Source organism: Chitinophaga flava, assembly GCF_003308995.1.
Taxonomy (GTDB): Bacteria; Bacteroidota; Bacteroidia; order Chitinophagales; family Chitinophagaceae; genus Chitinophaga; species Chitinophaga flava.
In genome coordinates this window covers 2,236,151-2,247,753 of record NZ_QFFJ01000001.1, presented here as the reverse complement: position 1 = coordinate 2,247,753, position 11,603 = coordinate 2,236,151, and the positions used below count along the sequence as shown (strand labels likewise).

Below are 11,603 nucleotides of genomic sequence, written 5' to 3'. Positions count from 1 at the left end.
TATAAAAAAAGCGGAGATCAGTGTTATGCTGATCTCCGCTTTTTTTAATATCAAAATAATCAAATGACTAAATAATAAAATCTGCCAGTTGTTCGGCTTTGATTTTATCCTGTTGGCCAGTGGTGAGGTTTTTCACGCTAACGAGGCCTTCCTGCATTTCAGATTCGCCCAGGATGATCACATAAGGAATACCCCTTTTATTGGCGTATTTCATCTGTTTGTCCATTTTGGCATTTTCGTGGAACAGTTCAGTAGCGATGCCTTTGGCGCGGAGCTGCATCATGTAGGAGAAGCAGGTGCGGGCACTGTCATCGCTCAGGTTGAGGAACAGCACTTTGGTAGACTGTTGCGCTTCCTGAGGGAACAGCTGCAGCTCTTCCAGCACATCATAGATACGGTCTACACCGAAGGAGATACCTACACCGGAGATGCCTTTGAGGCCGAAGAGGCCGGTGAGGTCATCATAACGGCCGCCGCCGCCGATGCTGCCTATTTTTACGGTAGGAGGCGCTTTCACTTCCACGATCATACCGGTGTAGTAGTTGAGGCCACGGGCCAGGGTTACATCGATGATGGGCGTGGTGCTGAAGGTGCCGAATCCGGAGTTGAGCACGTAAGAGAGTTCCTCGATGCCTTTGAGGGCAGTAGTGGATGACTGGAGCAGTGTTTGCAGCTGTGCCAGTTTTTCTTCGTTGGTGCCGCCGATGGCGAGGAAATTCTCGATGGTGGCGATATCTGTATCGGTGAGGCCTCTTTCTGCCAGTTCTTTTCTTACGCCTTCCGCACCGATTTTATCGAGTTTATCGATGGAGATGGTAATATCGGTGAGCAGTTCCGGTTTACCGATCACTTCGGCAAGGCCGCTGAGGATTTTGCGGTTGTTGATACGCAGTTCATAACCCTGGAGGCCCAGTTTGGTGAATACGGTATCGTAGATCAGGAGCAGTTCCACTTCGTTGAGGAGGGAGTTGCTGCCTACCACGTCGGCATCACACTGGTAGAACTCGCGGTAGCGGCTTTTTTGTGGTTTATCGGCGCGCCATACCGGTTGCATCTGGTAGCGTTTAAAGGGAAGAGCCAGATCGTTCTGGTTCATCACCACATAACGGGCGAAGGGGATGGTGAGGTCGTAGCGGAGGGCTTTTTCGGTCACAGCGGATACCAGCGATTTGTTGTCGGTGGCGGCCTGTGCTTCCTCGAATATCTCTCCGTTGTTGAGTATTTTGAACATCAGCTTATCACCTTCCTCGCCGTATTTGCCGGTGAGGGTGGAGAGGTTTTCCATGGCGGGTGTTTCCAGGGGCTGGAAGCCAAATACCTCGAAGGTTTCGCGGATGGTGCTGAAAATATAGTTACGTTTTCTGACCACTACAGGGCCAAAATCGCGGGTTCCTTTGGGAATACCGGGTTTTATCATCTCAAAAAAATATTATAGGTGGTTGTTATTGTTTGTTGTCCGTGATGCTTTTGCAGGCATCATAAATCAGTTTAAATACCGGGGCGAAGAGGGCGTCATCGAACCAGGGGTCGGGTACGTCCTGATCATCCGGCAGCAGATGGTATACTTTGGCCTTGTCAGCTGCATTGCGGGCCTTTTTCAGCACGTCACGATGGTTGTTATGGTCCATTACGTAGATGCGGTCGAAGGCGTCGAAATCGGCGGTCTGGAACTGGCGGGCGCTCAGGCCGGAGATATCTATTCGATGTCGATGGGCTTCCTTAATGGCCCGATGGTCCGGCGGATGGCCGATATGCCAGTTGCCGGTGCCGGCAGAGTCTATTTCCCAGTCTAATCCCTTTTCTTGTACAAGATGCCTCATGATACCTTCCGCCAGGGGAGAGCGGCAGATATTGCCCAGGCATACCATCAGTATCTTCATATTAAATTGCGTATCAGCCCGCAAACCTACAAGTTATTATGGAAATGTTCACCTATTTGCATCTATATAACAACAAAAGCGCCTGTTCCGGTTGCAGTTGTTTCTAATAAAACAAAGGAGGGGTTCATTTGTAATCTCCGGAAAATGATGAAATTTTAAATCAAAAATTTACCACATGTTGAAAAAATGCCTCAAATTGCGTGTGGATGAAGGTCCGGCATTGGTTTTGGCGCTTTTTTTTAACATTCTTCTAAAATTCCCGAATCAAGTTTAAAAAATATTTTTTTGTATAATTGTAATTCGCAAGATGGAAATGCAAGACGAACAAACAAACAGGCGACTGGAAAACAAATACAGGCCTATCGGTGAACTGGTAAGAGGTATCTTCTTTATTCTCTTCGGGCTTTTCGCAATCTTTGCGCAAAAGCTGGGACTGGTAGAGTTCCGTTTATCCCCCCAATGGATGACAGCATTAGGAGTGGTTTTAATGCTTTATGGAGCCTTCAGAATATTTAATGGGATCAGGAAACTATTTTTTAACAGGAACTAACGGGTAGATATGTTTTTCGGTTTTACTAAAAAGTATGCTGTATATTTAACAGCCTTAGCATTAGTGGCGGCCTGCAGCCCCAATCCGAATGCGAAAAAATTAGATACAGCAACAGAAGGGGAGATAAAGATTAGTGTGGATGAAACTTACAAGCCACTGCTGGACTCTGAGATCAAGGTATTTGAGTCGCTGTATCCCAAAGCACATATTATTCCTTCCTATAAGCCGGAAGCGGAGTGCTTTAAAGATCTTTTAAATGACAGTGCCCGCATGGTCATCGTGACCCGCGATTTTAATGCTGCAGAACGTGATTACTTCAAGAAAATAAAGATCACGCCTCAGAGCCTGATGCTGGCGTGGGATGCGCTGGCGCTTGTAGTAAATCACAGCAACCCGGACTCCGTCCTTACGATGGACCAGGTACGCGGTATCATGGACGGCACTAATAAAGACAGAAAATGGCAACTGGTGTTTGATAATGCCAACTCAAGCACTGTCCGTTATATTCAGGATTCCATCAATAAAGGTAAACCTCTGCCAGCCAACACTATGGCAGCTAAAACGAATCCGGAAGTAATAGATTATGTTTCCAAAAACAAGGATGCGATAGGCGTAATCGGCGTGAGCTGGATCTCAGATCCAAGCGATTCGTTGTCTATGGCCTTTATCAACAAAGTCTCCGTTGTGAAACTGAGAGCAGATAATGGTTCGGATTTTGTATTACCTTATCAGGCGTATATTGGGATTGGAACATATCCATTAAAACGTGGCTTCTACTTTTGTCTGAAAGAGCCTTACCATGGTTTAGGCTCGGGATTTGCTACCTTCCTCGGTAGTTATGAAGGACAGCTGGTTATCAAGCAGTTCAGATTATTCCCGGCAAGATTGAATGTAGTATTCAGGGAAGCCAACCTTAAATAGTCAAAAAACACAACTAAAACTAAAACCAGATTGCAAATGAACAGACGGAAAAGTTTACTCGTAGCGTTGCTGTGTGCCGCCTCAGGGAGCGTAATGGCTCAATCTGTGGAGGATGGATTGAAAGACCTGTATTATGGTAAAAACCTGTCCGCAAAACAGACGTTTGAAAAGGTAATTGCTGCGAAACCTACGGATGACAAGGCTTATTATTACATGGGTATTGCACAACTCGCTCTGGAAGACGTAGCTGGCGCCACTGCCACTTTCCAGAAAGGGTTACAGGCGGTTCCTACTTCTGCGTTATTACAAGCTGGTATGGGACGTATAGACCTGATCAAAGGTGATGCTGCCGCTGCAAAAACTAAATTTGAAGCTGCCAGCGCTGCCACTCAGGGCCGTGATGGTGATGTAGCCCGCGCTATCGCTGATGCCAGCACCGAAGTAAAAGGTGGTGACCGCGCCTACGCCCTCACTGTAATGGATAAACTCCTGAACAACGAAGGCCGTAAGAAAAAAGAAATGTACACCGCTACTGCGGCTGACTATATCGAACAAGGGGATGCTTACCGCTACCTCGGTGGCGAAAACGGTGGTAAAGCGATCGGTGCCTATGAAAAAGCACTGGAACTGAGCCCTAACAACGCTGAGGCTGTAATGAAAGAAGGTATGGTTAACTACAACGCCAGGCTGAAAGCTGAAGCGGTAGCTGACTGGACCAAAGCCACCAACATGGACCCGAACTATGCTCCTGCTTTCCATGAGCTGTTCCTGTTCTACACTACTCCTAAAAAAGATCAGCTGTCCTGGGACAAAGCAGCAGAATACCTGGAAAAATATATGAAGGTAGCTGACCCTGCAGACAAGCTGAAAAATGAATACTACTCCGCTTCTATCTCCTTCTTCAAAAAAGATTACGACAACGCTATCAGCAAGGGTAATGCTGCCCTCGCCGGTGCTGACGCTATCTACAAAGGCAAGTTCAGCCGTCTGATCGGTGATGCTTACCTGCAGAAAGGCGATTCCCTGAACGCTAAGAAGGTAATGGATGAGTACGCTAAATCCTCAGGTAACAAACTGGAACCAAACGATTACAAACTGCTGAGTGAAATCTATGGCCGTGTAAAAGTGCAGGATTCCGTACAGACTGCTGTGAATGATTCACTGGCTTCCCTGTACCTGGAAAAATACGCTACTTCCGACACTACCAAAGACGTGGACACTTACCGTAACGTGGCAGAGTCTTTCAAGAAGCTGCGTGACTTCAAGCGCTCTGCAGAATGGTATACCAAACTGGTAAATGATTTTGATGATAAAGCCAACCCAGGCAAACTCCAGGACTACTTCTGGAAAGGTACCATGGAAATGTACGCACGTGACTATGATGCTGCTGATGCTACTTATGGCACCTTTATCACCAAATATCCTGAGCAGGAAGCGTTTGGCTTATACTGGAGAGGTCGTGCCAACATGGCGAAAGACCCGGATGCGAAACTGGGCCTGGCTGTACCTTACTTCCAGAAGTTCTTTGAAATAGACGGTCCTGAAAAGGCTAAAATCAAAGCTGGTCAGCTGATGTACCCTTATCAGTACCTGATGATCTACTATTATAACAAGGAAGATAAAGCTAATCTTCAGATCTACATGGATAAAGTATTGTCTATCGATCCGACCAATGCTACTGTAAAACAGATTAAAGAAAACCAGGCTGCTCCGGCTGCCAAACCTGCTGCAAAACCTGCAGGTGGCACCAAAGCTCCCCAGAATAAAAAATAATCTGTCGGAAAATCATACAGAAAAGCACCCTTCCTGGTTATGCCGGGAAGGGTGTTTCTATTTAAGAAGGATTACATACGTATCGGCCTAATTGTTTATATGTAATTGTCAGTGAGGTAATACCGCAGGGATTCATTGTGTAAAAAAGTGAAAAAGGCTTTGGGTTATCAGCTTCAGGAGGTAAACCAGATTTGTACAGGATGGTTTCCCGGGTTTCCGGTTGGCAAAAAAAGATAATATTTTAGATCCTAATAGATTTGATATTTGGTTTAGTTACAGTATTTTTGCGAATTCGGACAATGTTTTATCGGGAAGCTTATGTATACAGAATCTGTATTTTTGTCGGCAACGACTACTCCTTTTAGCTATTTCCCTATAGTACTGCAATTACTTGCTGCTTTAGGTTTTGTTGGGATCACTATGCTAGCCACTCACTTTCTGGGTCCCAAGCGTAAAACAAGTGATAAGCTTATTAACTTTGAGAGCGGAATTGAGCAGCGTGGCAACGCCAGGCAGCCAGTAGCCATTAAGTATTTTCTGACGGCTATCCTCTTTGTGCTCTTCGACGTGGAAGTGATCTTTTTCTACCCATATGCTGTTAACTTTAAAGAGCTGGGTTGGGAAGGATTTACAGCTGTGCTGATGTTTGTGGGCTTCTTCCTGTGCGGATTTATTTACATTGTGAAGAAGGGAGCCCTGAAGTGGGAAGACTAATCTTAAACCTTTAAATCTTAATCAATGGCTCGTCCGGTTCAATATAATACCAATGTGAAGATGGTGGAAATCCCGGAAGGATATTCCGGAGAAGGGTTTTATGCCACTTCTTTTGACAAAGCGATAGGTCTGGCACGTAAAAACTCCATCTGGCCTTTACCATTTGCTACTTCCTGCTGTGGTATTGAATTTATGGCCACCATGGCTGCTACCTACGATCTGGCCCGTTTTGGGGCAGAACGTATGGCTTTTACGCCGCGTCAGTGCGACCTGCTCATGGTAATGGGTACCATTTCCAAAAAAATGGGCCCTATCGTGCGTCAGGTATATCTGCAGATGGCGGAACCGCGCTGGGTGATGGCAGTAGGTGCCTGTGCCTGCAGCGGTGGTATTTTTGATACGTATTCTGTTTTACAAGGTATCGATCAGGTGATACCGGTGGATGTATATGTTCCCGGATGCCCTCCCAGACCCGAAGGTATTATCGACGGTTTTATGAAAATACAGCAGCTGGTAGGTAATGAAAGCCTGCGCCGCCGTAATTCAGACCGGTATAAGGAGCTGATGGAATCCTACGGTATCAAATAGGTAAGGGTGTGAATGGTAACTTGTAACTCGTAAATCTCTTATTGTTAATGTCTTTAACAAACGAACGCATACAGCAACGCCTGACAGAGAAGTTCGGGGATGTGCTGACCGGCTTTGAAGAGCCGTTCGGAATGCTCACCTTCACTGCACAGAAAGATTATAACCTTAAAATAATGCAATTCCTGTTTGATGATGAGGAATTGCGTTTTCGTTTTCTGACGGATGTCACTGCCGTGCATTATCCCGAAAGAAAAGGAGAGGAGCTCGCAGTGGTATACCATCTGCATAACTTTGTTGACAATGTCAGGCTGCGAATGAAAGTATATACGCCGGTCGCTTCACCTAAGGTGTTCACCGCTACCAGCTTGTATCAATCTGCCAACTGGATGGAGCGGGAAACCTATGATTTCTTCGGAATCGATTTCGTTGGACATCCTAACCTGATCCGTATCCTTAATGTGGACGAAATGACCTATTTCCCCATGCGTAAGGAATTCCCACTGGAAGACCCTATGCGTACGGACAAAGACGACGAAATGTTTGGTCGGGGCGGTCACTTTTAATTAAACCAGGCTATGTTAGACCAGAAACAACATATAAAACTGCCGGAAGGCTCCATAGAAAAAAATACGACCACGCTGAACCTGGGTCCTACACACCCGGCTACACACGGCGTATTCCAGAATATTCTGGAAATAGACGGCGAAAGGATTGTGAGCGCAGTATCTACTGTAGGATATATTCACCGCGCATTTGAGAAAATCGCAGAACGCCGTCCTTACTACCAGATCACACCGCTGACAGACAGGCTCAACTACTGCTCTGCCCCCATCAATAACTTCGGATGGATCATGACAGTAGAAAAACTGCTGGGCCTCGAATTACCTAAAAGGGTAGAATATCTGCGTGTGATCATCATGGAGCTGGCCCGTATAGCAGACCACCTGATCTGTAACGCGGTAATGGGTGTGGATACCGGTGCACTCACCGGTTTCGTATACCTCATGACCTACCGTGAACTTATATACGAAATTTATGAAGAAATATGCGGCTCCCGCCTGACGACCAACATTGGCCGTATTGGTGGTTTCGAAAGAAACTTCACGCCTGCAGCTTTCGAAAAAATTGAACGTTTCCTGAAAGAATATCCTGAGGCACTGAAAGAATTCGAAACCCTGCTTACCCGTAACCGTATCTTCATGGAACGTACACAGGGAGTAGGCGCCATCAGCGCTGAAAGAGCGATGAGCTACGGCTTCACTGGGCCTAACCTCAGGGCTGCGGGTGTTGACTACGACGTGCGCGTGGCCACCCCATATTCTTCTTACCAGGACTTCGACTTCTCCGTACCAGTAGGTACTACCGGCGACTGCTACGACCGTTATCTCGTACGCAACGCTGAAATGTGGGAAAGTATCAGTATTATCCGTCAGGCAATGGACAAACTGAAAGGTCTGCCTGATGATGTATACCATGCCGACGTACCGGCTTATTACCTGCCTGATAAAAAGGATGTATATACCAAGATGGAAGCGCTCATCTATCACTTTAAAATCGTGATGGGTGAAACGGACATCTTACCAGGTGAGGTGTACAACGCAGTAGAAGGTGCCAACGGAGAGCTGGGCTTCTATCTGATCAGTGATGGCGGCCGCAGCCCTTATCGTCTGCATTTCCGTCGTCCCTGCTTTATCTACTACCAGGCTTATGCCGAACTGGTGAAAGGCGCCATGCTGAGCGATGCGATCGTGTGTATGAGTAGTCTCAACCTGATTGCCGGTGAACTGGATGCGTAGTAGGTACAATCGAATTTTTGAAGAATAAAGCTGATTAAAAAAATGGCTGTTCAATTTTCTGAGGAGAAACTGAATAAAGTAAAAGAGATCATCGCACGCTACCCGGAAGGGAAGCAGAAAAGTGCGCTGATACCCGTGCTGCATCTGGCACAGGAAGAATTTGACGGTTGGCTGAGTGCGGAAACAATGGACTATGTTGCGTCTTTACTGCAAATAAAACCCATTGAAGTGTACGAAGTAGCCACATTCTACAGCATGTTCAATCTGAAGCCGGTGGGCAAATACCTGTTTGAGGTATGTCAGACAGGACCCTGTATGGTAAGTGGTTCTGATCAGATCATTGACTATATCAAGAGCAAACTGGGTATCGGTGTAGGTGAAACTACGCCTGATGGCATGTTTACCCTTAAAACGGTGGAATGCCTGGGTGCCTGCGGATACGCGCCTATGATGCAATTAGGCAAACACTTCCGCGAACACCTGACCCCTGCAAAAGTGGATGAGATCATCGCAGAATGCAGGGCAAAAGCAAACTAATGCATCACCAAAAAACGATAGTCATGCGTATCCGGGAGTTATTTCATCAGCATAAGCTGATCGTGATTGAAGCCATACTGCTGATGACAGCACTGGCAGGTCTGTGGAGGATTGACAATGTGTTCCTGTCCTTTGTTTGTGGTGTCAGCGCAGGGTTGTTGTTTTACAGACTGGGTGAACGCATTGCCCAACATAGGATACGCAAGGCATAAAAGATATATCATACAAATCTGTTGATGGTGCTGGTTTATCTATCACCATTAAACCATAAGGAAGAAAATGGGACGCAAATTACTGTTAGACAAAGCACACATAGAAGGTATCCGGTATTATGATACTTACCGGAGCAACGGCGGTTATGCAGCAGCAGAAAAAGCGCTGAAATCCATGGGCCCTGATGCCGTAGTGGAAGAAGTGAAAAAAAGCGGCCTCAGAGGTCGTGGTGGTGCAGGTTTCCCTACCGGTCTGAAATGGAGTTTCATCGCTAAACCGGAAGGTGTTCCCCGTTACCTCGTGTGCAATGCGGACGAATCTGAGCCAGGTACTTTCAAAGATCGTTACCTGATGGAGTTCATCCCTCACCTGCTGATAGAAGGCCTGCTCATATCCAGTTTTGCCCTGGGTGCTAACAGTGCGTATATCTATATCCGCGGCGAATATGCCTGGATCCCGGATATCCTGGAACAGGCTATCGCAGAAGCGAAAAATAAAGGCTGGCTGGGGAAAAACATCCTCGGCACCGGCTTTGACCTCGAAATATATGTACAACGTGGCGCCGGCGCTTATATCTGCGGTGAAGAAACAGCTCTGCTGGAATCACTGGAAGGTAAACGCGGCAACCCCCGTATCAAACCACCATTCCCGGCCGTAAAAGGTTTATGGGGATGCCCTACCGTGGTAAACAACGTAGAAACCATCGCAGCCGTAGTTCCTATTATTAACATCGGCGGTGACGAATATATCAAATTCGGTATCGGCAAATCTACCGGTACCAAACTCATCTCTGCCTGCGGTAATATCAACAAACCAGGCGTTTATGAGATCGAAATGAACATCTCTGTAGAAGAATTTATCTATTCCGATGAATACTGCGGAGGCATCAAAGGTGGTAAACGCCTGAAAGCCTGCATCCCCGGCGGTTCTTCCGTACCGGTGCTGCCGGCCAACCTGCTGCTGAAAACAGCTAAAGGCGAAACCCGTATGATGACCTACGAAAGCCTGAATGACGGCGGCTTTGCCACCGGCTCCATGCTGGGCTCCGGCGGTTTCATCGTGATGGACGAAGACCAGTGTATTGTACGCAACACACTCACCTTTGCCCGTTTCTACCACCACGAAAGCTGTGGTCAGTGCAGCCCTTGCCGTGAAGGTACCGGCTGGATGAAAAAAGTCTTGCACAACATCGAATACGGAAAAGGTAAAATGAGTGATATAGATCTGTTGTGGGATATTCAGCGGAAAATAGAAGGCAACACCATCTGCCCGCTCGGCGACGCCGCTGCATGGCCGGTAGCTGCTGCCATCCGTCACTTCCGCGACGAGTTTGAATGGCATGTGAAACACCCGGATGAAGCGCTTACCCGTAACTTCGGACTGGCGCACTATGCTGACCCGCTTCCTTTACCGGAACCGGCAGCTGTATAGTTCCGCCAGGGCGCTAAGATTCACAGAATAGTCAATAAATAATAACAACATAAACTTTGCTGCATCGCTTCTATAAAAGCGCTGCAAGCAAAAAATATAATAAGATGGCGGAGGAAAAAAAATTATTCAAGGTTAAGATCGATAACATCTCCGTAGAGGTCGAACCTGGTACAACGATACTGAATGCGGCCCGGAAGATAGGTGGGGATGTAGTGCCGCCGGCTATGTGCTACTATTCCAAGTTACAGGGCAGCGGCGGTAAATGCCGTACCTGTCTGGTAAAAGTGTCCAAAGGCTCCGAAGCCGATCCGCGCCCGATGCCTAAACTGGTGGCCAGCTGCCGTACTACCGTAATGGACGGTATGGAAGTAGCCAACATCACTTCTCCTGAAGTACAGGAAGCCCGCAAGGGAGTAGTAGAATTCCTGCTGCTCAATCACCCGCTCGACTGCCCCGTTTGCGACCAGGCCGGTGAATGCGATCTGCAGAACCTGAGCTACGAACACGGTGCCGAAGCTACCCGCTACGAATTCAAACGCAGAACATTCGATAAAATCGATATCGGCGACAAAATACAGCTGCACATGACCCGTTGCATTCTCTGCTACCGTTGTGTGTATACCGCTGACCAGCTGACGGAAAAACGTGAACATGGCATACTCGGCCGTGGCGACGCTTCCGAAATCAGCACTTATATCCATCAGTCTCTCGACAACGAGTTTATCGGCAACGTGATCGACGTTTGCCCGGTAGGCGCGCTGACAGATAAAACCTTCCGTTTCAAAAACCGTGTATGGTTCCTGAAACCGGTAGATGCCCACCGTAACTGCGAAAATCCAAAATGCTGCGGTAAAACCGTATTGTGGATGCGTGGTGACGAGGTATTCCGCGTAACAGCCCGTAAAGACCAATACGGTGAAGTGGAAGACTTTATCTGTAACACCTGCCGTTTCGATAAAAAGGAAAAATCAGACTGGATCATTGAAGGGCCACGCAAAATTGACCGTCACAGTGTTATTTCTCAGGGCCATTACGTAAATACCGTTAAACCGAAAGATCCGCTGGTGGAAGTACTGGATGGCAGACAGCCCAAACTGCTGTTTGATATCCACACGCAAAGCCAGGTAAACAGGCCGGATATCGATCTGTCGAAGATCGAAGGTCCTGCTCACTCGGACGATTTTAATAAGTAAGCATCGT

13 protein-coding genes are annotated in these 11,603 nt (G+C 47.2%); 11 read left to right on the top strand and 2 right to left on the bottom strand.

Going from position 1 to position 11,603, the window contains the following annotated elements; translation table 11 throughout:
- Positions 1-67 precede the first annotated feature (67 nt).
- The gene (gene hisS / locus DF182_RS08990) at positions 68-1,417 is read right to left on the bottom strand and encodes a histidine--tRNA ligase (protein ID WP_113615300.1); all 1,350 of its coding nucleotides are present in this window, start codon (positions 1,415-1,417) and stop codon (positions 68-70) included.
- 25 nt (positions 1,418-1,442) lie between these two features.
- A complete protein-coding gene (locus DF182_RS08985; RefSeq protein ID WP_113615299.1) occupies positions 1,443-1,880 on the bottom strand; it encodes a low molecular weight protein-tyrosine-phosphatase in 438 nt (145 codons plus the stop codon).
- Between the two features lie 313 nt (positions 1,881-2,193).
- Between DF182_RS08985 and DF182_RS08980 the strand changes: the two genes are divergently transcribed.
- The 11 genes from DF182_RS08980 (at position 2,194) to DF182_RS08930 (ending at position 11,596) form a co-directional block, all read left to right on the top strand.
- Complete coding sequence (locus tag DF182_RS08980) at positions 2,194-2,430, top strand: hypothetical protein (protein WP_147243389.1); 237 nt, start codon at positions 2,194-2,196, stop codon at positions 2,428-2,430.
- Positions 2,431-2,439: 9 nt separating this feature from the next.
- A complete protein-coding gene (locus tag DF182_RS08975; protein ID WP_113615297.1) occupies positions 2,440-3,351 on the top strand; it encodes a substrate-binding domain-containing protein in 912 nt (303 codons plus the stop codon).
- Between the two features lie 36 nt (positions 3,352-3,387).
- A complete protein-coding gene (locus DF182_RS08970; RefSeq protein WP_113615296.1) occupies positions 3,388-5,124 on the top strand; it encodes a tetratricopeptide repeat protein in 1,737 nt (578 codons plus the stop codon).
- Between the two features lie 318 nt (positions 5,125-5,442).
- The gene (locus DF182_RS08965) at positions 5,443-5,838 is read left to right on the top strand and encodes an NADH-quinone oxidoreductase subunit A (protein ID WP_113615295.1); all 396 of its coding nucleotides are present in this window, start codon (positions 5,443-5,445) and stop codon (positions 5,836-5,838) included.
- A gap of 24 nt (positions 5,839-5,862) precedes the next feature.
- Positions 5,863-6,426, top strand: coding sequence for an NADH-quinone oxidoreductase subunit B (locus DF182_RS08960; RefSeq protein WP_078668889.1), 564 nt, complete (start codon positions 5,863-5,865; stop codon positions 6,424-6,426).
- 47 nt (positions 6,427-6,473) lie between these two features.
- Positions 6,474-6,989 (top strand): NADH-quinone oxidoreductase subunit C, encoded by a 516-nt coding sequence (locus DF182_RS08955; RefSeq protein WP_113615294.1) that lies wholly within the window; start codon positions 6,474-6,476, stop codon positions 6,987-6,989.
- A 12-nt stretch (positions 6,990-7,001) separates the two neighbouring features.
- Positions 7,002-8,222 (top strand): NADH-quinone oxidoreductase subunit D, encoded by a 1,221-nt coding sequence (locus DF182_RS08950; RefSeq protein WP_113615293.1) that lies wholly within the window; start codon positions 7,002-7,004, stop codon positions 8,220-8,222.
- A gap of 42 nt (positions 8,223-8,264) precedes the next feature.
- Positions 8,265-8,759 (top strand): NADH-quinone oxidoreductase subunit NuoE, encoded by a 495-nt coding sequence (gene nuoE, locus DF182_RS08945; RefSeq protein ID WP_113615292.1) that lies wholly within the window; start codon positions 8,265-8,267, stop codon positions 8,757-8,759.
- The gene (locus DF182_RS08940) at positions 8,759-8,971 is read left to right on the top strand and encodes a hypothetical protein (protein WP_147243388.1); all 213 of its coding nucleotides are present in this window, start codon (positions 8,759-8,761) and stop codon (positions 8,969-8,971) included. Before nuoE ends, DF182_RS08940 begins: the two co-directional genes overlap by 1 nt.
- A 67-nt stretch (positions 8,972-9,038) precedes the next feature.
- Positions 9,039-10,403 carry an NADH-quinone oxidoreductase subunit NuoF gene (gene nuoF / locus DF182_RS08935; RefSeq protein WP_113615290.1) on the top strand — a complete coding sequence of 455 codons (1,365 nt, stop codon included), beginning with the start codon at positions 9,039-9,041 and terminating at the stop codon, positions 10,401-10,403.
- A gap of 104 nt (positions 10,404-10,507) precedes the next feature.
- Positions 10,508-11,596, top strand: coding sequence for a 2Fe-2S iron-sulfur cluster-binding protein (locus DF182_RS08930; RefSeq protein ID WP_113616826.1), 1,089 nt, complete (start codon positions 10,508-10,510; stop codon positions 11,594-11,596).
- The last annotated feature ends 7 nt before the right edge of the window (positions 11,597-11,603 follow it).